Origin of the sequence: Dyadobacter flavalbus (assembly GCF_006149045.1) — a bacterium.
In the GTDB taxonomy this organism is placed as follows: Bacteria; Bacteroidota; Bacteroidia; order Cytophagales; family Spirosomataceae; genus Dyadobacter; species Dyadobacter flavalbus.
Genome location: NZ_VBSN01000049.1, coordinates 418,022 through 444,219 on the forward strand (window position 1 = coordinate 418,022; position 26,198 = coordinate 444,219).

General features: G+C 43.7%; 19 protein-coding genes. 10 read left to right on the forward strand and 9 right to left on the reverse strand.

The window, feature by feature from the left end; all coding sequences use genetic code 11:
* Positions 1 to 75 precede the first annotated feature (75 nt).
* The 6 genes from FEM33_RS17515 to FEM33_RS17540 all read left to right on the forward strand — a co-directional run bounded on the left by FEM33_RS17515 (position 76) and on the right by FEM33_RS17540 (position 9,950).
* Positions 76 to 1,062 carry an AAA family ATPase gene (locus tag FEM33_RS17515; protein ID WP_139013287.1) on the forward strand — a complete coding sequence of 329 codons (987 nt, stop codon included), beginning with the start codon at positions 76 to 78 and terminating at the stop codon, positions 1,060 to 1,062.
* Positions 1,063 to 1,080: 18 nt separating this feature from the next.
* On the forward strand, positions 1,081 to 1,989 hold the full coding sequence (locus FEM33_RS17520; RefSeq protein ID WP_139013288.1) for a DUF58 domain-containing protein: 909 nt from the start codon (positions 1,081 to 1,083) through the stop codon (positions 1,987 to 1,989).
* The gene (locus tag FEM33_RS17525) at positions 1,990 to 3,117 is read left to right on the forward strand and encodes a BatA domain-containing protein (protein ID WP_139013289.1); all 1,128 of its coding nucleotides are present in this window, start codon (positions 1,990 to 1,992) and stop codon (positions 3,115 to 3,117) included. It abuts the gene before it with no gap.
* Entirely contained in the window at positions 3,110 to 5,320 is a 2,211-nt protein-coding gene (locus FEM33_RS17530) for a hypothetical protein (RefSeq protein WP_139013290.1), read from the forward strand. The genes FEM33_RS17525 and FEM33_RS17530 overlap by 8 nt, the downstream gene beginning before the upstream one ends.
* A gap of 33 nt (positions 5,321 to 5,353) precedes the next feature.
* Positions 5,354 to 7,021: a hypothetical protein gene (locus FEM33_RS17535; protein WP_139013291.1), complete on the forward strand. Its 1,668-nt coding sequence runs from the start codon at positions 5,354 to 5,356 to the stop codon at positions 7,019 to 7,021.
* A gap of 679 nt (positions 7,022 to 7,700) precedes the next feature.
* Entirely contained in the window at positions 7,701 to 9,950 is a 2,250-nt protein-coding gene (locus FEM33_RS17540; protein WP_161597178.1) for a phage head spike fiber domain-containing protein, read from the forward strand.
* A gap of 460 nt (positions 9,951 to 10,410) precedes the next feature.
* On the opposite strand, the gene FEM33_RS17545 is transcribed toward FEM33_RS17540, so the two are convergent.
* Entirely contained in the window at positions 10,411 to 10,782 is a 372-nt protein-coding gene (locus FEM33_RS17545) for a hypothetical protein (RefSeq protein WP_139013293.1), read from the reverse strand.
* Between the two features lie 701 nt (positions 10,783 to 11,483).
* On the opposite strand from FEM33_RS17545, the gene FEM33_RS17550 reads away from it, so the two are divergent.
* The 3 genes from FEM33_RS17550 to FEM33_RS17560 all read left to right on the forward strand — a co-directional run bounded on the left by FEM33_RS17550 (position 11,484) and on the right by FEM33_RS17560 (position 14,513).
* On the forward strand, positions 11,484 to 13,184 hold the full coding sequence (locus FEM33_RS17550; RefSeq protein WP_139013294.1) for a glycoside hydrolase family 26 protein: 1,701 nt from the start codon (positions 11,484 to 11,486) through the stop codon (positions 13,182 to 13,184).
* A gap of 512 nt (positions 13,185 to 13,696) precedes the next feature.
* Positions 13,697 to 14,008: an ArsR/SmtB family transcription factor gene (locus FEM33_RS17555; RefSeq protein ID WP_139013295.1), complete on the forward strand. Its 312-nt coding sequence runs from the start codon at positions 13,697 to 13,699 to the stop codon at positions 14,006 to 14,008.
* Between the two features lie 4 nt (positions 14,009 to 14,012).
* Positions 14,013 to 14,513: an SRPBCC family protein gene (locus FEM33_RS17560; protein WP_139013296.1), complete on the forward strand. Its 501-nt coding sequence runs from the start codon at positions 14,013 to 14,015 to the stop codon at positions 14,511 to 14,513.
* Positions 14,514 to 15,003: 490 nt separating this feature from the next.
* Here FEM33_RS17560 and FEM33_RS17565 read toward each other — a convergent pair whose 3' ends face one another.
* The 4 genes from FEM33_RS17565 to FEM33_RS17580 all read right to left on the reverse strand — a co-directional run bounded on the left by FEM33_RS17565 (position 15,004) and on the right by FEM33_RS17580 (position 19,493).
* Entirely contained in the window at positions 15,004 to 15,990 is a 987-nt protein-coding gene (locus FEM33_RS17565) for an SGNH/GDSL hydrolase family protein (protein ID WP_139013297.1), read from the reverse strand.
* Positions 15,991 to 16,051: 61 nt separating this feature from the next.
* On the reverse strand, positions 16,052 to 17,017 hold the full coding sequence (locus FEM33_RS17570) for an MBOAT family O-acyltransferase (RefSeq protein ID WP_310588829.1): 966 nt from the start codon (positions 17,015 to 17,017) through the stop codon (positions 16,052 to 16,054).
* Positions 17,018 to 18,658: 1,641 nt separating this feature from the next.
* Positions 18,659 to 18,844, reverse strand: coding sequence for a hypothetical protein (locus tag FEM33_RS17575; protein WP_139013299.1), 186 nt, complete (start codon positions 18,842 to 18,844; stop codon positions 18,659 to 18,661).
* A gap of 178 nt (positions 18,845 to 19,022) precedes the next feature.
* A complete protein-coding gene (locus FEM33_RS17580; RefSeq protein ID WP_139013300.1) occupies positions 19,023 to 19,493 on the reverse strand; it encodes a hypothetical protein in 471 nt (156 codons plus the stop codon).
* A 469-nt stretch (positions 19,494 to 19,962) separates the two neighbouring features.
* On the opposite strand from FEM33_RS17580, the gene FEM33_RS17585 reads away from it, so the two are divergent.
* Complete coding sequence (locus tag FEM33_RS17585; protein WP_139013301.1) at positions 19,963 to 20,187, forward strand: hypothetical protein; 225 nt, start codon at positions 19,963 to 19,965, stop codon at positions 20,185 to 20,187.
* A 290-nt stretch (positions 20,188 to 20,477) separates the two neighbouring features.
* Here the strand turns inward: FEM33_RS17585 and FEM33_RS17590 are convergent, their stop codons facing one another.
* From FEM33_RS17590 to FEM33_RS17605, 4 genes are all read right to left on the reverse strand, one after another.
* Entirely contained in the window at positions 20,478 to 20,717 is a 240-nt protein-coding gene (locus FEM33_RS17590) for a hypothetical protein (RefSeq protein WP_139013302.1), read from the reverse strand.
* 428 nt (positions 20,718 to 21,145) lie between these two features.
* Positions 21,146 to 23,380 (reverse strand): phage head spike fiber domain-containing protein, encoded by a 2,235-nt coding sequence (locus FEM33_RS17595; protein ID WP_139013303.1) that lies wholly within the window; start codon positions 23,378 to 23,380, stop codon positions 21,146 to 21,148.
* A 157-nt stretch (positions 23,381 to 23,537) separates the two neighbouring features.
* Positions 23,538 to 23,894 (reverse strand): hypothetical protein, encoded by a 357-nt coding sequence (locus FEM33_RS17600; RefSeq protein ID WP_139013304.1) that lies wholly within the window; start codon positions 23,892 to 23,894, stop codon positions 23,538 to 23,540.
* 21 nt (positions 23,895 to 23,915) lie between these two features.
* Positions 23,916 to 26,150: a phage head spike fiber domain-containing protein gene (locus FEM33_RS17605; protein WP_139013305.1), complete on the reverse strand. Its 2,235-nt coding sequence runs from the start codon at positions 26,148 to 26,150 to the stop codon at positions 23,916 to 23,918.
* Positions 26,151 to 26,198: the final 48 nt, after the last annotated feature.

A 26,198-nucleotide genomic window follows, 5' to 3' on the forward strand; every position in this document is an offset into this window, starting at 1 on the left:
TGCCGGTGAACGCTGTAACTCCGGAAACCAATTTGAAATTTTGACTTTTAACGAACAAAAACTGCATTCTGAGGTTTGGAAAAACTGGAATTGAGCCATTATAAAACGCTGGTAGCCAAGCTGCCTCTTCTTAAAAAGGAAATTGCCAAAGTGATTGTCGGGCAGCAGGAAGCGATTGACGAAATATTGATTTCCCTGCTCGCATCAGGACACTGCCTGCTGGAAGGCGTGCCCGGTCTGGCAAAGACATTGATGGTAAAAACCATGTCGGAGGCGCTGCATATGAGTTTCAAACGAATTCAGTTCACACCCGACCTGATGCCCGGAGACATTGTCGGGACGGAGATTCTGGAAGAAGATCACGAAACGGGCAGGAAGTTTTTCAAATTCAATCAGGGGCCGGTTTTTGCCAATGTGGTTCTGGCTGATGAGATAAACCGGACGCCGCCCAAAACGCAGGCCGCATTACTGGAAGCCATGCAGGAAAAATCGGTCACGTACGGCGGAACGAATTACGAGCTGCCAGGCCCGTTCCTGATCATCGCCACGCAAAACCCCATCGAGCAGGCCGGAACATATCCACTGCCCGAAGCCCAGCTCGACCGGTTTTTGCTTTACATCAAGCTGAGTTACCCCGGCGAGCAGGAAGAACTGGACATTTTAAAAGGGACAACCGGATCATTCAAAGCAAACGTAAACCGCGTTCTGGCAGACATTGAAATCGTGGAATTGCAAAAACTGACGAGGCAAGTGCATATCAGCGACGATTTGATTCAATGGATCAACAAACTGGTTCGTGCAACAAGGCCGGATGGAAGCCCGTCCGATTTTGTAAAAGAATGGTGCGACTGGGGAGCGGGCCCGCGCGCAGGCCAGGCGCTCGTTTTGTGTGCAAAAGCCCGTGCAGTCCTGAATGAGCGATTCGCCGTAATCCCGGAAGACATTCAGACGTTGGCTTATCCGGTGCTAAGACACCGGATTGCCATGAATTTCCGCGCCGAAGCCGAAAACATCAGCACGGATCAGGTGATTGACCAGTTGTTGCGAACGGTGAAAAACTGAGATTTTTACTTCATCTGCATGACAAAAAGCACCGGCCTCCTGGCCTCTCAACTGATCAAGCTCAAAAACCTTCAACTGACCGGCAAGCTGGTGAGCGAAGAGCTGATGCTGGGCATTCATTCCAGCAGGCGGTCGGGAATCGGTGTGGAATTTGAACAATACCGGCATTATGAACCCGGCGACGATCCGAAACGGATTGACTGGAAACTCTTTGCGCGTACGGACAAACATCTGATCCGGGAATCTTCCACGGAAAGTGACAAGCAAGTGCGGTTTGTGCTGGACCTTTCGGGATCCATGAATTATGGTGAAAATGGCGTTACGCGCCTTCAGTACGCACAGATTTTGCTGGCTTCACTGAGTTATCTCTGTTATATTCAGAATGACCAGATGAGTTTGTACACATTGAAAAACAGCACAATACAAACCATTTCCGCGGCCGGTGCTTCTTCTTCCGGCAGGCAGACTTTCCAGAAAATACTGGTTGGTCTGGAGAAAACCGTAGCCGAAGGCCCCTGGCGAATACCGGGTGAGTCAGGCGCCGGGATCCGGTTTCCGGAACTGCAATCCAAGAAAAAGGAGCAGCTGATCTTCGTCAGCGATTTTTTGCAGGCGCAGGACGAGTGGCTGCAACTGATCCGGTCGCTTGCCAGTTCGCAGCGTGAAATTGTGGTTTTTCAGATTCTCGGTGATCAGGAAATCGATTTTAATCTGGACGGATTTTACCGGTTCAAAGATTTGGAAACGGGAAAAGAAATGGAGCTGGACGCAGGTTCGGTGAGAGAAAAGTTCCGCGAATCGGCAGAACTATATTTGCAGCAACTGAAAGAAGCATTGCAGATTCCGCATGTGCAGCTGGTCCGGGCGCGCATGAGTGATCCGGTCGGAATGGTGCTGAAGAACTATTTAATCAAAAGAAAAGGATAGATGGAATTTTTGAATCCAGATTTGCTTTGGGGAATGCTGGCGGTAACAGTGCCGGTTATGATCCATTTCTGGTATCAGAAAAAAGGCAAAACAATAGCATGGGCAGCCTCCCAATGGCTTACGGAGAAAACAGCTCTGCAGCACCGCGGGCTTCGTCTGGACGAAATTCCGTTGCTTTTGATCCGGTGTCTGCTGGTTATGCTGTTGTCAATGATTTTAAGCAGGCCCATTTTGAACTGGATGAAAAGCAAGCCTGTTCAGGAGCAAGTTCATCTGGTTCAAAGCCATGAAAAAGTGGCCGGCAACTTCCGGTTCGAACTGGAAAACGCCATGAAAAAAGGCGAAAAAGTTTTCTGGATAGCGCCGGCAACTGTGGAAATGAAGGACATAAACACAGTTCCACAAAATAGCGGCGGCCTGCTTTTCCTGCAACAAACCATTAACGGGCTAGCGAATAAAAAGGCAGACATCCATTTGTATATTAGTGATGTACAAGATTTTAGCCAAATTCCTAAAATTTACATTCCAGATTCTTTTGAAATTCACAGCATGACAGATTCGGTGCGGAAACCGGAAAATCCGTTTTCCGGATTAATGGAAAAAACCGGAAAAGATAAAATTCATGTACTGGCCGACTACAAAAATGCAGGCGAACAGCTGACCGTTCAGGCCGGGCTTCTGGCTTTGATGGAAGTGTATAAAATCCCGTTCACAATCGATCTGAAAAAGCAGCCTGAAACGGCATATGACTGGATCCTGATGGATAAGTCCGTGGATGAATACAATCCGAAAACGCTCTACGTGATTCCAGCGGAAAATAGCACGGCTCACGCTGCCACGAACGTTATTATGGTTCCCGATTCTTTGCGGCTCTCGACATCCGATATTGTAAGAAACGGGCAGTTGCCTGAATGGCTGGGAAATCTGATGATTGCGCATTTCAGGTTAAGTAAGCCCGATATCAAGCTTAGTAACAAACAATTAGCAGCTCACTTCGAATTGGCAAAGCCGGATAAGAACAGAGAGAAAAGTATTTTCAGCCAGTGGATCATTTTATTTTTTGTGCTGTCGCTCCTGGTGGAACGCTGGATTGCATTGCGCAAAACGATTCGTACAAACCATGCATGAACTTAGAAAACTGATCGGCTCGGTGACCAGCCAGCTTTATGCCAGCGCGCTTTTGCGTTGTGTGCTGCTGGCTGCTTCGGCTTATCTTCTGGTTTCTGCCTTCGCCGGTTCTGAGCACATTTTCAGCATGTTGTCCGGCGTTGCCGGTTTTGCAGTTGGCATTGGATCAACGCGCGTATTTCAAAACAAAAAACGGACGGCCATATCGCTCATTCATCAGTATGTGGGCGGCACGGAGCATAGTTTGCATTTGCTGGATAAGGCGGAGCTCAACCTGGCAGAACAATTGCAAATGGAGCGGATTGCAGGAAGGCAGTTTGATTTTCCTTTTTTTCAATTATACCGCGGGTTAGGCCCCTATGCTGGATTCCTGTTGTTTGCGGCGGCATTTCATTTTATTTATCCGAAAATAAATTTTGATAAAAAAGGTAAGGAAGCAGTTGCCAATAAGCGTTTGACAGGACAAAAAGAGAACGCGCCTGTCGCTCCTGAATTTGAATCTGCCAGTGTTTTGATCACGCCGCCTGCCTACACAAAACTGCCGAAGCGTGAATCCGTTGACCTCAACGTGAGCACCATATCCGGTTCATCGCTGCAATGGAAGCTGGCTTTCACACACTCGGAAAATCTCGAAGTCCGTTTGGCCAATAATCGCGGTGAAGAAATTTCATTCCGTAAACAACAAGGTTCTTTTATACATTCCGACCGACTGACGGGCTCTGGTTTGTATGCCATTAAAGGTTACTGGAATGATTCGCTCGTTTATCAATCTGAGTTTTACAGGCTGGAAGCCGTTCCGGATCTCGCTCCGAAAATAGAGCCTGCTTCCAAAGAACTTTACAAATATCATTTTCTGAAAGATAAAAAAACCATCCGGATTTCGGCCAGCGTTTCTGACGATTTCCTGGTCAGGCAAGCATTCATTGTAGCGACGGTGGCCAGGGGTTCGGGTGAAAATGTGAAGTTCCGCGAAGTGAAATTTCCGCTGTCGCCTTCGGATTTCAAACAGGCCCGTTTGCAAAAAGAGATTGACCTGAACGAATTGAACTTCGCGCCCGGCGATGAATTGTATTACTACTGGGCCGCCATTGACAACAAAATCCCGCAAGCCAATTTTAGCAAATCGGACACCTATTTTCTTGTTTTCAAAGACACTGCGCAGGTTGAAGAAGCCGAACTGGCAACGATGGCGGTGAACATCATGCCGGAATATTTCCGGAGTCAGCGGCAGATTATCATCGATACGGAAAAGTTGATCGCCAGACGTAAAAAGCTGACGCAGAAAGCATTTGCTTCGGTATCCAATGAAATCGGTTTTGACCAGAAAGTACTCCGGCTGCGTTACGGACAGTATCTGGGCGAGGAATTTGAAACCAGCATTGGCGGTGGCGGGGCGCCGCCCGCGGGAACGGACGGCGGGAATATGCTCGATGCATTCACGCATAAGTCGGACGGCGAAGGCGAAGCGGCCGAGCGGAGGGCGTCGGAGCCGGCGCATCAGGACACGCATGATCACGGAGAAGAGCATGACGACGCAGCTGAAAAAGATCCGATTGCTGCTCTTATGGAGCAATATGTGCATGCGCATGACGACGCAGAGACAAATACTTTTTATGAGCAGTCTACGCGCAGCTTGTTGAAAATGGCATTGGAACAAATGTGGCAATCCGAGCTGCATCTGCGCATGTATGAGCCTGAGAAAGCATTGCCTTTTGAGCATAAAGCACTTGAATACCTGAAATCTGCACAGCATAAAGCGCGCACATATGTGAAGAAAAGCGGCTACGATCCACCGCCCATTAAAGAAAAAGAAAAGCGACTGAGTGGAGAACTGAAAGAAATCAGCAGCGATTTGAACCGTACAAAGTTTTTTAATGATAAAAGCACCGCGCAGCTGGCAGCCGAGATTTCAGGTTTTCTGGAAATGACTACGCGCTCTGAAAATCGGCAATTTAACTTGCAGCAAATCGGGGCAGCACTCAGCGACCGCCTCATTAACAGCGGGCCTTTTAACGGCGGCCTGAAGAATTGGGAAATGATCGGACTGCTGCAGAAGCTCGTCAGCAGGAAACCGCTTACGGTAAAAGAAATGCAGCATTTGAAAGCAGACCTTGCCAAATATACGGATCGTTCCGAGCAGAGCAAACGCGGCTATTCAAGCGAAAAGAAACTGGAACAAGCGTTCTGGAAAAAAATGCAATGAACAAAACAAAAGCCGCCTACTGAAAACCTGCGCATGATTGAATTTGATTTTAACTGGTCTGAACCGCTTAACCTGCTCTTGCTGGCATTAACCGCCGCCATGCTTCCGCTGCAGTTGTGGTTATTGTTTCGTCAAAAGTCAAGTGTTTCGGGTCAAAGATTCCGGATAAGGACCGGATTGAATGTGCTCCTGTGGCTTGCCGTAATCGCGTTTGTTGTTCAGCCTTATGTAGTTGGGAAAGCGAAAACTCCGGTAGGCTTTATTGCCGGAAAAGATTTGCCTCGTGCGGTTGTCGATTCGTTGCTGGACAGTTTATCCGAATCGGGAAATGTTGTTGCAGATGATCCGGAAGCAAGCATGTCCGATACATTGATTCTGGCCGGCCAGGATTTTGATCCTGCACTTTTTCCGAAAATCATGCAGTCACAGCAGCCGCCGGGTCTGATCCGGTGGATTCCTTATTTCCAGAAGGATTTGCCTTACGATCTGCAGTGGAAAGGACTGGTCCGGAATGGTGAAATGCAGGTTCTGCACGGGCGGATCGAGTCAACCCAAAAGCATTTTATCAAGCTCAAATACGGCAGCCAAACGCTGGATAGTGTTTCGCTGGATGCCGGAAGCAATCATTTCAGACTGCAATTTCCAGGTTTTACTTTGGGGAGAACAGTTGTTGAACTAACGCTCAATGAAAAAGTTACGGATACGCTGCATTATTTCTCCCGTTCCGCAGCACCAATGACGGTGCAGTTTATTCTGGACAGTCCGGATTTTGAAAGCCGGGCATTGGCAAACTGGTTGGGAAAGGCTGGCCATTCCGTGATTTACACGACTACTTTGTCCAAAGACATCAAAAGCAAACTGACGATCAACAAAGGCAAGGAACCGGATGTGATTATTACGGATGCGGCAAACGCAGCCAGTCCACTGGTCAAGAAGTCGTTGCTGAACGGAAAAAGTATCCTGTTCCTTTATCTCACTAATCCGCTCAGCGAAGTTTCGGCCATCAATGCTGCATTGGGAACTACTTTTCAAGTGACAAAATCTTCTTCCGGGGAATTCGTTGCGATTCAGTCCGGACTTACGGCATTACCGTATCGTTTTGTGCCGTCCAACCGTTATTTTCAGGTTGCCGGTTATCCTTTTGCAGTTCAGAAAACTTCTGGAATTGTCGGCGTAAGCCTCTTGAACGAGACTTTTCCTTTGCAATTGTCAGGCGATTCCCTTGCCTATCAGAAGATCTGGAACACCCTTTTGGCGCCGATCCGCCCTTTGTCAAAATCCGGTATTGAAGTTACGGCCCCAGTTTTTCAAGGCTTGGGTTCGGAAGTTGCTCTGAACAATTTCCCGGAAGCGGTCAGGATGCTTGGCATAGGCACCGACACGATCTTTCCGGTTTCCTCGGCATTGAACCCGCAATCCGGAAATGCCATTTTCAAACCGGCCGAGTCCGGCTGGATCGCATTTAACGACACACTTGAAACAGAATTATACGTAGAAAATCAGTCTGTTCCTGCTGTACATTACCATACTGCGCTCGTCAGGGACTTTGTCAGATCCTACCATGTTTACAGAGAAAAACTAGCTGAAAACGCACCCGGTCCAGTTGCAAAAACAAATGGAGTAAATCGCAAGCTTCCGGACTGGATGTGGTTTGGTCTGATCCTGTGCTGCCTGCTGGCTGTCTGGATTGAAAGTAAATGATGATTTTTGCATTTCAATGTCGTCCATTGTCACCTGTTCGGGAGAGAATTACGGAAGCTGCGTCGGGCTCGTTAAGCTTACCGGTATGAACCATGGCAACCGGTTTCAGAAAAATTACGTAATGCTACTTTCTGAAAGCATGGTTATAAGCATTTCAGGTCTGGCAAGTTAAGACCATCTTTTTCAATGCGCTTACTGCATGCGATACCCATCCCTTTGAAATGGAATAAATTTATAAAAATTCCCATTTTTCAGAATTTTTGTTAGTTTTGCCAAAATCATTTTCCTCCTCCTCTCAAAAAGATCATGATACGATCTTTTTACCAATAGCATCCATGAAGTATTAGTGGAGCTTCTGAATAATGTATTTAAACTAGTTCTTACTTCGGTAAGTTATGAATTAGAATCTGAATTAAACATTCGCATAAATAATCTGATCGTTTGAGTTTCTCTTTTGATATATCATACGGGAACCCAATAAAATCCGGCTGCTTTCTGAATTTCTCAGAAAGCAATTGATCAGTTATTTGATAATGTCTATCCATTTGAAAACTGCAGTATTGACCTGGTTGGTTATACCGCAACAAAACCTTGTGCCTATTCAAAAGATCTACAAGTCGATTTACTATTATTCCGGCTAGCATGCATTATGCAAGTTCAATCATGTATTCAGGAAACTATGATCATTGAAGAAACATCTTCCCCGCTTAGAGTATTTGACTTCAGAGTAATGCCGAAGTCTGCGAACACCAACCTTTCCGTTACCCGGAAAAGTGAAGCGTCCTTTTTTGGACAGGACGGATACCTGCACTTCGCCCAGCCCGGCCAGAACTGGCTTACTTACAGCGAAAATGCTACAAACAGCGCTTGGATCAAGGTAGGAACATCCGTCTCGATACCCGGCAGTATAACGGCCATTGATGGCTCAGAAACAGGCAACAAAATCATTGAGAGCAGTACCTCCGGTGAACATCGTATTACCAGAGAGCTGAATGTTGCACGGAACGTACCCATAACGGTCAGTATTTACCTGAAAGCAGCTACCTGCAGCCGGGTACAGCTTAGTTTTTCAAACGGATCGTCTTTCAAAGGCGGCAATCCGGGTGTAAAGTTCAATCTTTCCAACGGCACATTTATTTCTACAAGCTCGAATGTAACCAGTTATCAGGCTATTGACTGTGGAAATGGCTGGTGGAGGCTCAAACTTAGCGGCGTTCCGGACCTGGGCACACAATCGGGATTTCATCTATACATGCTAAATGATAGCAATAATACCAGCTACTCGGGCAGTACTTCAAAATTCCTGTACGCATGGGGTGCCCAGTTTGAACAAGGTACTAATTTGTCTACATATACACCTACTACGGTAGCTCCTTACCTGGGACTTAGATTTAATTATGACCTTGCCAACCAGTCGCTGACAGGTGCTTTGATAGAACCTGCTACAACTAATTTAGTACGCTACTCCCAAGTATTTGACAATTCCTTCTGGCGCAAAGAGAACGCATCGGCAGTGCGGTCAGGCAGCCGCTCCCCGGATGGAAAAACCTACGCTTTCAAGATCAAAGAGAATTCGAACAGTTCTGTCCATTACATTGCCCCGGCGAGCAACTTGCCAACGACTACGGACAGCGTTTATACATTTAGTGCATTTCTTAAATACTCCGAACGTAAATGGGCCTACTTCAACATCATCGGACACACGGTACATTTTGATCTGGCAAACAAGGTAATAGGTAACCGAAGCGATGTCATTACATCCGCATCCATTAAAAGTGCCGGGAATGGTTGGGTAAGATGTTCTGCCACTTTTAAAGCAAAATCATCGGAAAGTTCTGTTAAAATAGGCACCGAGATTTCCAATGGCGCCACCTCTTACCGGGGCGACGGCAGCAGCGGTATCCTCATCTGGGGCGCTCAGCTGGAAAAAGGAAGCCAGATGACCTCTTACATCCGTACCAACGGAAGCACAGTAACCCGCAGCGCTGATATCGTAACACTTGCCAAACCTTCTTCCAGTTCGGAATGTGATGTCTTAGTTCAGCGGAAAGACGGAAGGACTTGGGTTAACGATATTTCCGGAAGCTACCAGGTAGCCCCTTCTGGAACCGAGGTACAGTATGTCAACTTTTACGATAGCTCGGAAATATCTACAGGTGGTGATGACGATGAACCTACTGCTGTCGAACCGAAACTGGATTATACCAGCATCGGCCCGACCGGAACGCTGCTGGACATCCTTTCCAATTCATACATGTCACAAACCCCAAGCAAATCCTGGTCACTGCAGAAGGCAACAAACACAAGAGCTCCGATCTATCGCATGCAGCTGAACGCCGGTGACAGGTGGTCGGGCGATGCAAACAACCAAAACAGGGAACGCTCCGAATTTTATGCCAAAAACAACAATCTGCCCTTTGGCAAGGATGTATGGCTTTCCTTTTCCGTCAGGCTTGCAGAGGGTAGTTCATTAAACCTAGCTTCCGGCGAGTTTTGTTATCTTGGTCAGTTCCACGCGAGCGAAGATGACCGGGACATCAGTTCTGCACCTGTTTTAGGCTTTAAACTATCAGACGATGATACGATATCCATTTGTACCTGTTCCACCACATCCAACCCGCATACTGTAAGCCCGAAGGCGGTCGTTCGCGGAACGACCCGGTTTAACCGTGGTGTCTGGCAAAAGATCGTTGTACGTATACGGTTCTCTACTACAAACGGGCAACTTCAATGGTGGCAGAATGGCAAGCAGCTGCTTAATTTGTCCGGAATTGGGATTGGCTATCCTGATGCATCAGGGCCTTACTGGAAATTTGGCATTTACCGCTCCCCCATGTCTTTTACAACAGCAGTAGAATACGCCAATATGGAGCTGGAACACGAATCGTCACTGTATTCCAGAGTTGCTAACCCTTTATCGATCGCCTAGAAATCCGTCAGCCCGGAATGGTACCGTATGATGTGACTGGCTATTAATTGATCTCCAAACCAGGTTTGGCGGCACCTTGCCGGGCTCTTGTTGTACAACGCCATTACCAGGTGTTTTAAGGAGCAGCAACAGCACGGTCATGGCTATGAACTAATACGTAAACCACCGAATATGCCAGGCAATCAAACAGGCAGTTCAGTCAAATTGTTGGGTCAGTTTGTACTTAACTGCTTGTTTGATGCAGCATTTTATCATGCAGGAGGTGAATTATATGCAGTCAGAAAATGGTACCACTTTTCTGCACAGCCGGATGCATACTGTAAAGCCAGAAATCGTATGGTACTGAACAAGATTTAAAAATTGCTATTCCCATTGTTCCAGTTTTTCACAGAAAACCGGATACTACCTGTTTGTACTTTTGCAAGCTGTATTCCGCGGGCAGAGGATAATCCTAAAAAATTCATCTGATTTTGTATCCTCTGTATTCATAAAAAGCCGAATCAGGTCCGCTACTCATAATCAATTCACCTTTTTCGAAATATAAAGTGGTAAAAAGACCATAATAAGAGTCACGATCCAAAACCTTTAAAACCGGAAGCTGGATCTTTTTAGCACTGGAAAGCTGTACTTCCTTTCTGCCTGATTTTGTAATCATGATTGTATCAACATAAGATCTCAATAGTGTATTTGTTGTATAGTTTTCCACCTTGACATCACAAACATACGTACCTACGCTACTATCACGTTGATCAATGACAGGTACTTTATCATCCGATTTACAGCCGGATATAAACAGTGAAATGAGGTAAGTAAAAATATAAAGCTTTTTCATTTGCATACACTTAAGATTTAAGGTTCAGCTTGATTTGAATATAGTAATTTAATCCGAAAGTTTTAAATAATATTCATTTAGTCCAGTAATCAAGATTCCGCATCTACATAAAATTACCAAACCATAAGAAGCCAGTAGTTGAGATTGGCTTTTTACACTGCGCCAACTTTTTCTTTTCTATTCCATTATGCTTTTTGCTTTTTTGATCTTGCTGGCTCCACGTTGCAGGTGTCACTGAAAACCGGACAGAATGTGCATATAAAATCCGGATTACTTGATACGGCAATGGCCTGTACTGTTGTCAGAGGAAGGCACAAGGTACAATCTAAGTGAGCTACAAATAAATCTTATTAACAATAAAATTAACTTATACATATTTTAGAATTTATTTTATAGCTTAGTACAAAATAGTATATAGCATTTGAATACTAAAAATGTTGTTTATCAATTTGCATAGTGTCATCATTCTATTCTGCAGTTCAGGATCCGGATACAACGAAAAACAGGCGCCGGATTCAAATCAGAAATTGGAACGGGAAGTACATTCTTTATAAAAACAACAATCCGTTTTATTTGAAGCGTGCGGGCGGAATGGCCGATCTGAATTTGCTGAAACAATGCGGAGAAAATGTCAAAAGGATTCGGGGTAACTTTTTTAGCCGCAATGGAGAACTCCAACTTTATTAATCAGTAATCACTTAATGAAAAATAGCAAAATATTTTATCTGGCTGCTTTCCTGACCGGTGCTGCCGTTATCCTGATTGGCATATATAAACTAAGACCTTTGGTTAACAATGCGCATGTCGAAACAGAAAACGGATACAAATGGAATGAACATGTTATTGGGGTATACGACCGGGGACAGGAAACCAGTCATCCCGGTTTTGATTCCTTACAGTTTATTGCTGTAAAACTCGATAAAGGCACTCATCAGAACGATTTTCAAAGTCTGTTGCGGGATTTAAACCCCAAGTATCCGGTATTGCTGACAATCGAAACGCTGCCCTCTGCCGGGGACAATATTCTGGAAAATTGTATTGACGGAGATTACGATTCCAAAATCAAAGCATTGTGCAGTGCTATAAGTTCGAAAAACAATGTTTTTTATGTAAGGTGGAACCCGGAAATGGAAGTACCGGTAACTTTGTATCCCTGGCAGTACCAGTCTTCTGAAACATACATCAGGGCTTTTCGTCACTTTACCGCACTCTGCCGCTCCATATCCCCTGAAATTAAAATAGTATGGGGAACGGCCGGCTATCCGGGAGCCGATGAATACTGGCCGGGCAGGGATGTTGTGGACCTGATAAGCATTACCTTAAACACTAAATCAGAAGGGCTTACTTCCGCTTATCCGCCTGAGAAAGATATGACGAAAGTTATCAGGCGGAAAATACTTCGTATGAGGTTCATGCATAAACCGGTACTTGTCCTGGAAGCACCCGGCGCCGTCGCCGATCTGCTTCTGACAAGCAAGCTGGCAGCTTCTATCCGTGGGATAAAAGAAGAGGATTCAACAATTTATTCCTTTATAAATACTGAAAATAACATCCGCCCATACAATCCTGAAACAGCCCGCATGCCGCTAATTGGTGTTTATGACCCTAAACTATTGCTGGCCTTGTCCCCTTCCGTCAGTGTGGAGCACCTGTTTATAGACCTGGACAATTTCAGGGACGGCACATTCGAAAAGTTATTTAATGAAGTTATAGCCCGCAACCATGACGTAATTATCACCTTTGAACCATGGAAAGACGAAAGGTATGATGAATCCACCGTGTTGTCCAATACGATTCAGGGCGTTTATGACAATCAGTTCAGAGAATTGTACCGCATCATTTCAAATGTGAAACAAACCGTTTATCTGAGGTTTGCACACGAAATGGAAATTCCGATTCACCGCTATCCGTGGCAGAGCCAGGACCCGGTTTCTTACATCAAAGCTTTCCGCTATTTTATGAATTTCAATAAAACAAAGGCTGAAAACATCAAAAAGGTCTGGGGACCTGCAGGTGACCGTGGTTCCATGGAATGGTGGCCTGGTGATGATGTGGTCGATTATGTGAGTATGGCAATTTACGGATTGCCGGACAAAAATATTACCGATCCCAACCAGCAGGAGCAGTTTGGTACCATCTACAAGAGGAAATATCATAGAATGCGCTTTACGGACAAACCGGTTTTTATAACGGAATTCGGAGTAACGGGGCCTGAGGAATTTCAAAAAAAATGGCTTGAAGATGCTGCCGCTGTTATTAACAGCCACAGGGAAATATATGGAATCAATTACTTCAATCTGGCAGACAATCCCAAAGTATGGGGTGACATTCCCACTCCGGTGTGGAGTATCAGTAAAGAAACCTTTAACCATTTTGTGCTGATTTTATCGGAAAGAAAGTAATTACAACTTTCGCATACAACTTAGAAAGCTTGACCATTTCATAGCGGTATGCAGCCAAAAAAAATAGTAAAATAACAAAGTAAATAACCATCCTTCCCCGTGTATTAACAACATCATTGTAATAATCCGGATAAGTTTTTGCAAGGTTTGAAACGTTTGTTTTGTAAACATCCTTCCCTGCAATTCTATTCGGTTTACACCCGTCAAATATAAAACTCGCAGTAAAACGTTAGTCATCACGGCATTTGGAGAGCTGACCTTTCTGTTTTCCGTAAGAGAACCGTACGTTCTGCTTGAAACACCCATGTAATCAATTTGCATATGCTGCGGCATGCTGATGAATAGAAGCGCGTCAATCTACAGGTTGGCATCCATGATAGGACGACCTGCCAAACGGACAATCCTGACCGACCTTTGAACATTGTGACAAAAAAATTAAAAATAAACTTTGGAAACCGGTTGGTTGCATATATATTTGCAACCAACCGGTTTCATGATATTAAAATTCAGATATGAGAAGAGACATTTTTCAGGCTATTGCAGATCCGACAAGACGAGCCATAATCGTCTTAATTGCATTGCAGGCAATGACACCAAACGCCATTGCTGAACATTTTGACACCACACGGCAAGCCATTTCAAAACATTTACGCATACTTACCGAATGCGAACTTGTAAAACAGGAACCGCAGGGCAGAGAAATTTACTACTCTCTTGAAATTGAAAAAATGAAAGAAATTGAAAAATGGCTAGAACAATTCAAAAAGATCTGGGAAAGCCGGTTTAATCAATTAGACAACTTGTTAACAACCATAAAAAAGTAAAAAGATGAGCAATTTACAATTTGACTTCACGGTTGACAAATCCACCAATTCCGTAATCATAAACAGAGAATTCAACGCAGGGCAATCTCTGGTCTGGGATGCATTTACAAAACAAGAACTACTTGACCAGTGGTGGGCTCCCAAACCCTGGGAATCAAGAACAAAGTTTATGGACTTCAAAGTCGGCGGACGGAGATTTTATGCAATGGCAAGCCCCGAAGGTCAAGAGCATTGGTCTATTCAGAAATATACTTCCATCAGTCCAGAAACCAATTTCAAGTTTTTCAGCGCTTTTGCAGACAAAGATGAAAACCCGCAGTTACCCGGTTCTGAGTGGGATTTGAATTTTAGTGAACAAAACGGAACAACAAGAGTCCGTATTACTATTTATAATGAATCCCTTGAACGCATGGAGAAAATGATTGAAATGGGCTTTCAGGGAGGATTTACAATGACCTTGAACTTCCTGGAAAATCTATTGACAACTTTATCGCAACGGCAATAAGAGAAAACGGATGCTAAAACAATAGCATTCTCATTTCCGGATGATGGTAAAACCTTGCATTCTTGTCGTCTGGCCTTGCCCAAGCTGGCCGATGTAATGGCACCCTGGTAAAAAGCGGTGACCGGCAATATAGCTGCTTTGTTAAGTTCTGCCATTGTTTGGTTAAAATCCGCGTCTTTGAGCTTTCAGTCTTATATTGATAGCTTCTGCGGTTACCTCCTGTGGCTTTGTAGCAAATGAAGAAAAATCAGTTATCCATGCAGAATGTATTTACACATAAACTGTATTTTCATGCACATGTTCTCTGACCAATTAACTCTGAATTTACTTGATAGACAATCTTTCTTTTTTTTCTCTCACTTAAACGTTCGTATGGCTTTCGACTTCTGACCGTCAATTTCTTCCCTTTTATGTTCATACTTTTTGCTTTTGTGTAAAGCTATATCAGGGCCATAGCTGGTTGATTAAGTCTGTTTGTCGGATGGTTAATTTAATTGTAGACACTATAATTTTTATCTTCCGGTAAAGTGGCGACCGTCTGCCTCTTTTTGATTTCTGATATTAATTTATTCGTAAAAACCCTTGCCCCCTTTACATTTAAATGAATCGGATCACTAAAATATTCATTGTTATTAATAAAGGTAGTATCCTCTGAATAATCCAGAAATGGAACATTTTCTTTGTCCGCAATTTCCCGGGCAACAATGTCGTAATTGGGCTTGTTAATAAAATACCGGTACAATGGAGAGTTTACCATATAAAGCTCAATATTATTACTCTTGCAATACTGTATAATTGATTTGTATTCAGCTATGCAATTGGAATCCAAAGGACTTAATTCCTTGCGGCGGTACTTCACTATTTTGTGCTCCCATGTTTTACGAAGCGGAATAAATCCCTTGACCGTTTTGCCTTTGTGAGGATTTTTGTAAAAATTCATTACCCTGTTAAAACTGTAAATAATAGTGGAATTATAGGGATAGATTTTTGATAACATTTTATATTTTTCAAAAGGGCTTCTTAAATTTACAATCGGCCTTATTTCATCGTGATCTTCATAATGAGGCAAGATGGCACTTAATTGAAAATATGTAACCGGATCATTTTTCAGGCCGCTGTAATAATCCCAGATAATAACTTTTGGATGATATCTTTTGAAGATACTTTTCATAAGGGCACATTGATGTAAAAAGTGCGCCCCTTCTCCGCCTGCGTTATAAGTAGATATTTGTAAACTATCCTCTATTTTCTGGCTGACATAATGATGGGTTGCTTTCGAAGAACCGATAATCAGCAGGTCTGCTTTTGTCGATTCAAATGCATAGGTCTGATCATAGAATTTACCCTCTTTTGCTTTAAAATATAATGTTTTAAGACCCGTTCCAACCGCATAGTCTAAGAGAAATATTATCAAGCCAAACAAAGTTAGTTTTATCAAAAACTGCTTGAACGCTTTTTTCTGTTTACCCGTTTCCATATTATTTAACCAAAAATTAAAGATGCTTTAAGAATTCCGGAAAGAATTTTAATGTTAATTTTTAAAACTGAAAGTAAATGAACTGGCCTCCGTCGAATACGCCAATGGAGAGTATCAGCAAAATAATAAGTGCGTAAGAGCCGATCCTTATTGCCGCATTTTCACTCCTGAGGGCAAGCTTATATTGAGGGAAATATTCCGGAACAAATTCTGAAATGAAGAGAATTCCAATGGCCATCAGTCCATAAAACATGGTTTCATTCTTATACAAGCTTCCTTCGAACCGGCTTATTCTGCCAATAATCTTAAAGGCATCGCTTATACTGTTCGCCCTGAAGAAAATCCATGTAAAGCATATAAGGATAAATGTGGTGACGATTTGGACAAAAAGATATATTCTTGGAAAACCTGTAATTCCAATCCAGTTGTTAAACGCAGCTTTGGGTTTCGCCAGGATAATTGCTGCGACTAAGTATATTCCATTAAGCGCTCCCCATATAATATAGGTCCAATTGGCCCCATGCCATAAACCACTTACAACAAAAACAATGAACAGATTCAGGTACCATCTGGGCACCGAAACCCGGTTGCCGCCAAGTGAAATATATAAATAATCTTTAAACCATGTTGACAGGGATATGTGCCAGCGGGACCAGAATTCCGAGATGGTTTTAGAAAAATACGGCCGTTTGAAATTTTCCATCAAGGTAAATCCCATTACCTGTGCCGAGCCTAATGCGATATCAGCATAACCGGAGAAGTCACAATAGATTTGAATGGCGAAAAATATGGTAGCAACAATTAAAGTACTGGAAGAATGATGCCCAATATTATTATAAACGGCGTCGACATATAATGAAAGCCTGTCAGCAACAACCAGCTTTTTAAACAACCCCCATAACATCCTTTTCAGACCTTCTTTGACGCGGAAATAATCGAAATTGTGTTTTTCATAAAACTGATACAATAAGTTCTGTGGTCTTTCAATTGGCCCGGCAACGAGTTGAGGATAAAACATTACATACAACGAATAAATGCCAAACTCTTTTACTGCTTTCTGATTGCCTCTGTACACTTCTATGGTGTAACTCATTGCCTGGAATGTGTGAAAAGAAAGACCAATCGGCAGCAGAATTGTTAAAAGAGGTACAGAAATATCCAATCCCAGTGCCTGTAACAAATTTGTTAAATTCTCTGAAATGAAATTGTAGTATTTGAATACAGCAAGAATACCAATGTTGGCTACAAGACTGACGGTTAACAAAAGCTTTCGCCTGGCCCCAATGGCGTTTTCAATATAAATACCGGCGTAATAGTCAATTACAATTGTGAAGCCGAGAATAAGTATATAAATCGGCACAAACGCCATATAAAATATACAACTTGCAACCAGCAGTAAAAACCATCGGTATTTATGCGGTAACAGGAAATATAAAGAAGTGACTATTAGAAAGAAAAAAACAAAAGAGATGGAATTAAAAAGCATTTCTCAAAGTGTTAATATGTATAAAATTCAAAATGACAACTTCCAGGCAATTGCACTATTTCAGATTATTAAATAGTTTCCTTGCTCTTCTAATCTTTTTCGAAGAGCATTGATTTTCTTATTGTATAATATCTTCCATTTTTCATCTTATATAATTTTTTCTGATTGTAGAAACAGTTGAATCCTAAATTTCCTAAGCGTATGAAGAAAGGATATTTATTCATGTCAACTTAGTTTCAAATCAAAGGTTTCCTGATCATACTGGAATACTGATATTAGATATTTCAATGTCAATAAAGGATGAAACATCCAATTGTTGGTTCAAAAACCTCATCATTGCAATAGAATAGTTCTTATAACGGTACCTGTTATACGTAAAACTCTTTTATTATATGATGCTACCTATTTCTACGCCCGTCTGTCCTATTTTCAATTTTACAAAGTATACCTGTAACTGTACATAAGCCATTATATTGATCTTGCACCGTTTGTTTTTCGCTGTGGGAACCATCGTTTGTGTAATGTATTTTTTACTGGTTTTCATCGCATCCAGTTGCCTGAATGCAATATGTTATGTGTCACTGTTTTTCTTTTTTAAATTTCTTTTATGAATACCCTTAGAAGTAAAAAATGTTTCTGCTCACATATTGTTAATTATCAGATCAGAAATATAGATCCGATAAAGATCTTTACGGTTTTTCTCTTCTGCTGCGCATCTGAGCATGAATCCTACTTCACCCGCGCTACAACTATCCTTAGCCAACAAGTCATGAAAAATGCAGCACAAGTGCATCTGCTGAATTGTAAAAATGTTTTGTTATTATATTTAAATCAGCTAATAAGCTTAGAAATAATAAATCAATTTGAATGCAGACCTATTAAGTTAATTGATATTATTGGTAGTAATTTATTATTTTACAGGTAATGAATGCTCCTGTTTACTCCGTTAAATTACTTATGTTACAATCTATTTACGTCTTCAAATATACTTAATGTATTACCTGACCCCTCTTTTCAAATTATAATTTTGAAAATATTTAGTTAACGGTAACAAAAAAACAACAAGTATTCGCTGTAACAATCAATATATAAACTTGTATGTGTATGCTTTTTAGACGGATAGCAGCAACCCTTGTTCGCATTCCAGCTGCTGCAATACTTGTATGACTTTACTGACAGGAATCAAATAATCCGCATGTGCTGCGAATGCTTCTCTGCCAGTAAATCCATGACAACTAATGTTCGCACACGTCTGCCGGAGGGAAGAGCATCACCGACAAAGTCCATACCGTGCGGCGGACCTTTTTCGCTGACCACTTTTGCGGATCTGTGATCAAGAGCCAATTCGGCCAGCTCAGATGCTCTCATGATGATGTATTTCCGGCGCCAGTTGTACAGTGTAGCTTTGTAGACCAGGTTATCCCTGCATGAATAGCTCACAAAAATGCCTGGCCGGGCGCAGCCAGTATTAATGACCCAGATTCAAGAAGATTCTGTTGACAGCATTCTTAAATACTGTATGTTTTAGGGTGTGGGAAGGTACCTGCTATCTGGCATCCATTTCCGGTGGCCAGATTTCGGTTATGTTCAGCTGGTAAATGATGTCAACCAGGCTTTCTACCTGATGGTAAGACAGTCCGTTTTGACTTTTACAAGCTTTTCTGACCCGTGCTGAATCCTGAACTGAAAGCTGTATGGCCTTTACACATACGACTTCCTTCCTGATGGAAGCATCGGAGATAAAGAGCATAAAGGTCAGCTTTTCGGCTTTAAGCCAGCAAGTAGCATTCAAATGAGTTAAAAGCACATGATTCAGGTGTATCAGTGTATTGCAGCCGCCGTTTTCCGGGCTGAATAACAGTACCGGAACTGAGCAGAAAATCTTCAGCCTGTAAGTCCAGTTTTGCGATGCTGCCAGCTCCGGAGTGGTTTTCCTTAGTTTGACATGCACATCTAAGTGGGTCCGGGTAGGCTGAAAATAACTTTCTTCTTTGTCAAAGTTTGCAAAATCCCTCATGGCAGTTCAATCTTTTTTATGGCAGCATTCCGGTTAAAGGGCAGCCTGTCTGGACATGCCCCTTAAATCACGTTGAGTAAATCCTTATCAATTTACCGCTGAACCGGCAACTCACAAAGGGCCCTGCTGTTTATTGACGTAAAGTCCTGCTTTACAGGGGTAGCGGCAATATACCTTGGGGTGAAGAAAGCAGCGGCTTCACGGCGGTAATCATCTCAAATGCCTTCCGAGTGCTGTCTAAGGATGTGACTATGGCATTTACGGTTGATCTGGCAAGTTCGGAAAATAACCCGGGGCGTGCCGCCGGCCAGTCTGCACAAAAACAAAAAGCCGAGATGCCACCGCTCCTAAAAGATTAATCCCGGATAAATTGTTGTAAAATCCGGATTTGCACTTTTTTAAGCAGTACTACATGAGATGTAAAAAATTTATTACTATTTTAGCTAAATAATCCACTTTATAATATAGAATGATTGATATAAAACTTTACAGCAAATCAAGTAATCTCAGGAATGTATACGAGTTTACGGCTTATTGTTACAAGAACCTTCAGGCGGGAGCGTACTTTCGGCATAACGGCCATGAGTATCTTATTACATCCGATCCGGTGTACCAGGAAGATAAAGAAACTGAACCCAGTATCAGTGAAGCCAACTTTATGGCTGTCCAGATAGGTTCTTACCTGATGGCATAAGGGTTTTAATCTTTCACGTTACTGGAGGTCCTATCTTCACTTTTTTCTAATCTATTCACCAAGGCGCAGCAAAGTGTCTGATTTTACTTTATGCCACGTTCAGGCCTTATTCTTTGGTGAAGATGAGGATGATCAGCTGTTCATCACTCCGGCATTAAGAGAGATTGGAATTGTAAACGAAAAGACAGATTGCCAAAATGAATTCTGTCAATCTCAGAAACTCCATATTCCTGAGCATTTCGTTATTGACAGCATTCTGAAAAACAACTGTATAAAGATATCAAGATGCATCAATCCGGTTTCTTTTCCTGCTCCGTAAGATCAATCCACTGATTAAAAAATTGCTGTGACAAGTGACTCAATTCGCATGCATGCCGCAAAAGCATTTTGGATTTAAAATCTTCACTTTCGTTATTGAGCTCACTTGCCAAGACTTCCGCTTTGTGCTTTTCAAGCAGGGCATCGCTTCTTAGCTGATGTTTTTCAGCAAGTAGCTTTTCTTCTTCGTTAGGGTTGTCAGCTGGTTGCATAGGACAAGGTTTATACCCTGCAACTGCATAACTATCATTCCAGTTGCAGGGATTTTTCGGGCTGAAATTGCACCATCCGATCCAGGCACCGAATGCCGGTTACCCTTGGGAAAAGTCTGAAGATATTATCCGTTATCGTAAGGAATGAGAACCCATAAAATATGCATTGTAAAAAGCAAAAACGATGTTTTTACTTTTTACAATGCATACATCATTAACAAATACTATACAAATATTTTTTTAATCATTAAAATTTATGTTGATATTCAATAGATTACATCCACTCAGGCACAATATTTATAAAGTCCGACTGGACAATGCAAGTAAGCAGAATTCCCCATTATGAGAAAGGCGGATCCGTTTTGATATCCAGATTATGAAGCAAGAAAGATACCGCTGCCAAATTTGGCATTACATACAGGCCGGTTTTACACAATTAACAATGGGTTTGCAATACGGGATTGCAGCGACGAACTATGCTGTACTTCCATGTTTGCATATTGAATGACTACTTTCTCGGGCATAGGCGACCTGTAAACACCAAACTTCCAGTAAGGACCGGTTGCATCCGGATAGCCCAGCCCGATGTTGGCAATGTTGACGAGTTCCTTTCCGTCCTTCCACCATTGCAGCTGCCCTTTTGTCGGAGAGAAGCGGATACGCATGACATTTTTATGCCAGATTCCGCGCGTAAACTGCGTGGTCCCTCTCAATACGGACTTCGGGCTTTTTGTATGTGGGTTCTCCGTTGTCGCACAGGTATAGACGTTTGCAGTGTCAAGGCCATCCAGCCTCAGCCCGAGTACAGGCGGCGAGCTGATGTCGCCCGGGTCTTCACTGGCATGGAACTGACCAATGTAGCAGAATTCGGATGGTTCCAGGGTCAGCGGCGCGCCGGGTTCAATTTTGATGGCAAACGAAAGCCAGACATCTCTGTCGTAAGGCATCTGGTAATTTTTCAGATAAAACTCTGAACGCTCCCTGTACTGATTGGTATAATCGCCTGTCCAGACTTCTTTTGCATTTACTTCTACGCGGTACACCGGTGAAGTCTTGTTGATTGCTTTCTGAAGAGACCATTGCTTGTTAGGCGTTTGGGTATTATAGAGTTTGTCGAACATGGTCAGCATGGTTCCGCTGGCTCCTACCGAAACAAACTCTTCCGGAAACAGCGTCAGTGCTGTTTCTTCATGAGCATTGCTTATTTCATTTGTATCATAAAAACTGATCAGCTGGATCTCGTTTTCAGAAGGTACCACTTCATAGTCAGCAACTGTCTGTTTTGCCCAGTCACCGCCATTTTTCCTTTGTATGAAAACATCGAATGTACCCTCGGTACTTGGTCTGGCGAGTTTGACGATGTCCGCCTTGCGTGTAGCAGCACCTGCGCCGGTCCGGATATAACTGGTGGCCACCTCACTTTTTTCGAGTTGTACGCCCCATACCAGAATTCCGCTTGATCCATTTCCGGCATAAGATTGCTGGCCGTTGCTTATTTCAGGCCCGATAACTGTCGAAGTTGCCGACTTTGTGGCAATAAAAGTAGCAGAACATCTCAGCCATCCGTTCCCGGCCCGTTCAATGGCTGAATTAATGAAGACGCTGCTTTTGTTACCGATGATTCCTGTGGAAAGATCAAAGTGGATCGTCAGGCCATTCACGTTGAAATAAGCCCATTTGCGTTCAGCTGCTTTAAAGAATGCACTTAAGGTATAGGTGTTCCCCAGGTCTGTTGCAATCGTTGGGTTCGGGACAATGTAATGAGAGGAAGTATTGCTGCTTTCCCTGATCTTGAATCCATTGGTTATGCCATCCGGTGATTTGATACCCGTCGCGACAATCGTTGCATACTGCTTGCGCCATCCGGCTTCATCCAGCTGCTGCGAAAAAGGGACCAGGTTCGTTGCTTCCGGTTCTATCAAAGCGCCCATTAACTCAGGAGCAGATCCTGCAAGACTGTAATTATATCTTAAACCTATATAAGCCGCATTCAGCGTAGGCGTATAAGCGGTCATTGTACTTCCGGGCTCCATTTGAGCTCCCCATGCATAAATGTATTTGTCCGGGCTTCCCAGATAACTGGTATTGTTACTGTCATTAAGTATATAAATATGAAAACCGGATGCAATGCCAAGATCGGGCATTGCCGTAATCTGAAGTCTCCACCAGCCGTTTCCACTGTCTACTGCCTTACAGCTAACCAGGTTAGAGCTTTTGGAAATAAAAGTGCCGGTGGCAAGATTGAATTTTATGGTCGGATTGCCGCCTGTATAAGTAGTGGCATTGGAAAAGCTGAACTGAACCCGGCTGCGTGTGCCGGCTTTCAGGTAAACGCTGACGGTAACCGGCTGCCCAAGCGGAACATTCAGGTTCCGTGAAATCCTGTGTTCTCCCTTTGTGGAAGTTTCCGATATCCTGTTTGCCGTAGACGTTCCGTCGGCTGCCATCACTTCACTCGTTACGGAAGGTGTAACCCGTACATTAATCCAGGGATTATTGGCGCAGTTCTGACTTTGTGCCAGCCAGTTTATGCCGGATTGGGCAAAGTGCAAATAGCCATCAGCGCCGTAATACGATGCTTCACTTTCTCTTGAAAATAAAATACTGCTATTGAATGCGGATGGCTCTTGCCTGAAATCGAAGGTTTGTGCAGGTGTTGGCATATTTGGATCATGAATAGGATAATGTGCAGTAACGGGTATTTACCTTGATTACTATAATCATCCGGGTTAAACAGATTACCAAAATTAGGTAAGCACCTGAACCTGTAATATGACCTTTGTCAGTTTAGAAATTGACATTTGAGTAATAAAACGGATACTACGCCAAGGGCTGCTGCATAAAGCTGCCTTGTGAACCGGGCAGCAAGTGCAGTCCGGATGCATCCTGATCGATGTGAACGGTCAAAGGCGTAAAACCGTCTTCGGCCATATACCTGATTTCACAGGAATGTGACGGCGTTTTAAGCTTTCCCTTTTTATTGACAAGGTTTACAACCTGTTTGATACCATCCACATGAAATTCGTAGCTGCCGTTCTTGCAGGGCATTTCAATAGTCAATGATCTTGTATAGGAACCGGCAAGCTGTTGCTGGTTTTCAGGCATTTTGAATCCGGTCACGATTGTACCCAATCCCAATGAAACCGCCTGGATAAAGTTTCTGCGTTTGATGGCCATTTTATTGCTGATATAAGATGGTTATACAATCAGTAAAGGATCTGTTATTCTGGATTCGAGCGAAGTATTGTATTGTACTTCCATGTTTGCGTATTCTACCGCAACCGTCTGCGGCATGGGGGAACGATAGATGCCGAACTTCCAGTAAGGGCCGACGGCATCCGGATAGCCGATTCCGATTCCGGAAATATTCACCAGTTCCACGCCGTCTTTCCACCATTGAAACTGCCCGTCGGTCGGAGAAAAGCGGATTCGCATGACGTTTTTGTGCCATATTCCGCGGGTAAACTGGCCGCTTGCCCTCAGAAAAGCTTTCGGGCTTATTGTATGCGGCGTAATGGTAGTAGAACAAGTGTAGGCTTTGATCGTATCCAGACCTTCCAGCCGGAAGCCCAGAACGGGCGGTGAACTGATGTCGCCTTCGTCTTCGCTGGCATGGAACTGGCCGAGGTAACAGAAATCGGAAGGATCCAGGTTCAGCGCTTCACCCGGCTCGATCTTGATGGCAAACGAAAGCCACACATCCTGATCATAAGGCATCTGCGCGTTTTTCATGTAAAATTCGGAACGCTCGCGGTACTTGTTGGTATAATCGCCCGACCAGACTTCACCGGCATTTACCTGTGCACGGTAAAGCGGAGATGATTTGTTGATTGCTTTTTGCAGAGACCATTGCTTGTTTGGCGTCTGTATCATAAACGTTTTGTCAAACATGCTGAGCATGGTGCCCGAACTGCCAACAGAAACGAAGTTTTCAGGGAACAATTCCACGGCTATATCTTCATGCTCCGTACTGATCACATCGGAATCATAGAAATTGATGATCTGGATTTCGTTTTCAGATTGTTCAATCTGGTAATTGGCACTGGTTTGTTTGATCCAGTTTCCGCCATTGATTCTTTGTGTAAAAATATCCGATGCAGCGCTGGCGGATGGCCTGTTCAAAATGACGATATCTGCATTCCGCGTCGCTGCGGTGGCGTTGGTGCGGATATAGCTGGTCATGGCCGCCGCTTTTTCCAGCTGAATACCCCAAATCAGCACGCCGCTTGTGCCGTCGCCTGCATAGGATTGCTTGCCATTGCTGATTTCACAACCGATTACCGTGGATGTATTGGATGAAGATGCAATGAAAGTGGCCGCACAGCGGTACCAGCCGTTCCCAGCATTTTCAATGGCAGCATCGATGAAAATACTACTCTTGTTTCCAAGAATTCCGTTTAATACATCGTAATGAATTGTGAGCCCACTTACATTGAAATAGACCCATGTGCGTTCGGCCGCTTTGAAAAATGCACTGATCGTATAAACATTTCCTGCTTCGGTAGCAATGACAGGATTGGGTACAATATAGTGTGCTGAACTGGCGGTGCTTTCCTTGATCTTATAACCAAATGTCACGCCGTCCGGAGATTTTACGGTAGCAAGCGGTGTGCTGGCTGCCTGCTTGCGCCATGGAGTTCCTTCCAGCTTTTGAGAATACGGCACCAGATTGGTGCTTTCCGGTTCAATCAATGCACCAGCCAGTACAGGCGCGGCATCCGAAAGCCTGTAATTATAACGCAAACCCAGGTAAGCATCTTCAGCAGTCGGCGTATAGGCAGTCATATCCATACCTGGTTCCACCTGAGCGCCCCACGCGTACATATAATGATCTACACTCCCTTCATAGCTGATACTACCGTTCTCATTGAGCATGTAAATATGAAAACCGGTTGTGGAACCCAGATCCGGAATGGCAGTCAGCTGAACTCTCCACCAGCCGTTACCGCTGCTTACCGCCTGATAACGGATCACGTTGGAACTTGCAGCCATCACTGTTCCGGCGGCAAGATCAAATTGTATAGTAGGATTGCCTCCTGTAAAAGAAGCTGATTCGCTGAAACTGATCTGTACTTTGCTGCGTGTTCCTTCTTTGAGGTACAGGCTGATAGTAACCGGCTGACCTTGCGGAACCTGAATGCTTCGGGAAAGCCTGTGTTCGCCGGGCGTATATTCTTCAGAAACCTTGCAGGTTGTGTCCGAACCATCCGGAGCCGGAATATTGCTGACGGTTGACACAAAGGCCAACACCTGAACCCACGGACTAACGGCCAGGTTCTGGCTCTGCGATAACCAGTTTCTTCCCGGTTTGGCAAAGTGCAGGTATCCGTCCGAGCCGTAGTAAGAGGCTTCACTTTCTCTTGAAAAAGAAAGGTTGTTGTTAAGCGTGGAAGTCTCTGCTCTGAAATCAAAGGCTTGTACAGGTGCTAGCATTGTTAAATTGTTGTTTTCCAGTAATCATTTACAACAATCAGGATTGGT

What these genes read in the sequence shown, in the direction of transcription:
- FEM33_RS17520 (WP_139013288.1), top strand. Translation starts at nt 1,081, where the DNA reads ATGACAAAAAGCACCGGCCTCCTGGCCTCTCAACTGATCAAGCTCAAA.
- FEM33_RS17525 (WP_139013289.1), top strand. Translation starts at nt 1,990, where the DNA reads ATGGAATTTTTGAATCCAGATTTGCTTTGGGGAATGCTGGCGGTAACA.
- FEM33_RS17530 (WP_139013290.1), top strand. Translation starts at nt 3,110, where the DNA reads ATGCATGAACTTAGAAAACTGATCGGCTCGGTGACCAGCCAGCTTTAT.
- FEM33_RS17535 (WP_139013291.1), top strand. Translation starts at nt 5,354, where the DNA reads ATGATTGAATTTGATTTTAACTGGTCTGAACCGCTTAACCTGCTCTTG.
- FEM33_RS17540 (WP_161597178.1), top strand. Translation starts at nt 7,701, where the DNA reads ATGATCATTGAAGAAACATCTTCCCCGCTTAGAGTATTTGACTTCAGA.
- FEM33_RS17545 (WP_139013293.1), bottom strand. Translation starts at nt 10,782, where the DNA reads ATGAAAAAGCTTTATATTTTTACTTACCTCATTTCACTGTTTATATCC.
- FEM33_RS17550 (WP_139013294.1), top strand. Translation starts at nt 11,484, where the DNA reads ATGAAAAATAGCAAAATATTTTATCTGGCTGCTTTCCTGACCGGTGCT.
- FEM33_RS17555 (WP_139013295.1), top strand. Translation starts at nt 13,697, where the DNA reads ATGAGAAGAGACATTTTTCAGGCTATTGCAGATCCGACAAGACGAGCC.
- FEM33_RS17560 (WP_139013296.1), top strand. Translation starts at nt 14,013, where the DNA reads ATGAGCAATTTACAATTTGACTTCACGGTTGACAAATCCACCAATTCC.
- FEM33_RS17565 (WP_139013297.1), bottom strand. Translation starts at nt 15,990, where the DNA reads ATGGAAACGGGTAAACAGAAAAAAGCGTTCAAGCAGTTTTTGATAAAA.
- FEM33_RS17575 (WP_139013299.1), bottom strand. Translation starts at nt 18,844, where the DNA reads ATGAGAGCATCTGAGCTGGCCGAATTGGCTCTTGATCACAGATCCGCA.
- FEM33_RS17580 (WP_139013300.1), bottom strand. Translation starts at nt 19,493, where the DNA reads ATGAGGGATTTTGCAAACTTTGACAAAGAAGAAAGTTATTTTCAGCCT.
- FEM33_RS17585 (WP_139013301.1), top strand. Translation starts at nt 19,963, where the DNA reads ATGATTGATATAAAACTTTACAGCAAATCAAGTAATCTCAGGAATGTA.
- FEM33_RS17590 (WP_139013302.1), bottom strand. Translation starts at nt 20,717, where the DNA reads ATGCAACCAGCTGACAACCCTAACGAAGAAGAAAAGCTACTTGCTGAA.
- FEM33_RS17595 (WP_139013303.1), bottom strand. Translation starts at nt 23,380, where the DNA reads ATGCCAACACCTGCACAAACCTTCGATTTCAGGCAAGAGCCATCCGCA.
- FEM33_RS17600 (WP_139013304.1), bottom strand. Translation starts at nt 23,894, where the DNA reads ATGGCCATCAAACGCAGAAACTTTATCCAGGCGGTTTCATTGGGATTG.
- FEM33_RS17605 (WP_139013305.1), bottom strand. Translation starts at nt 26,150, where the DNA reads ATGCTAGCACCTGTACAAGCCTTTGATTTCAGAGCAGAGACTTCCACG.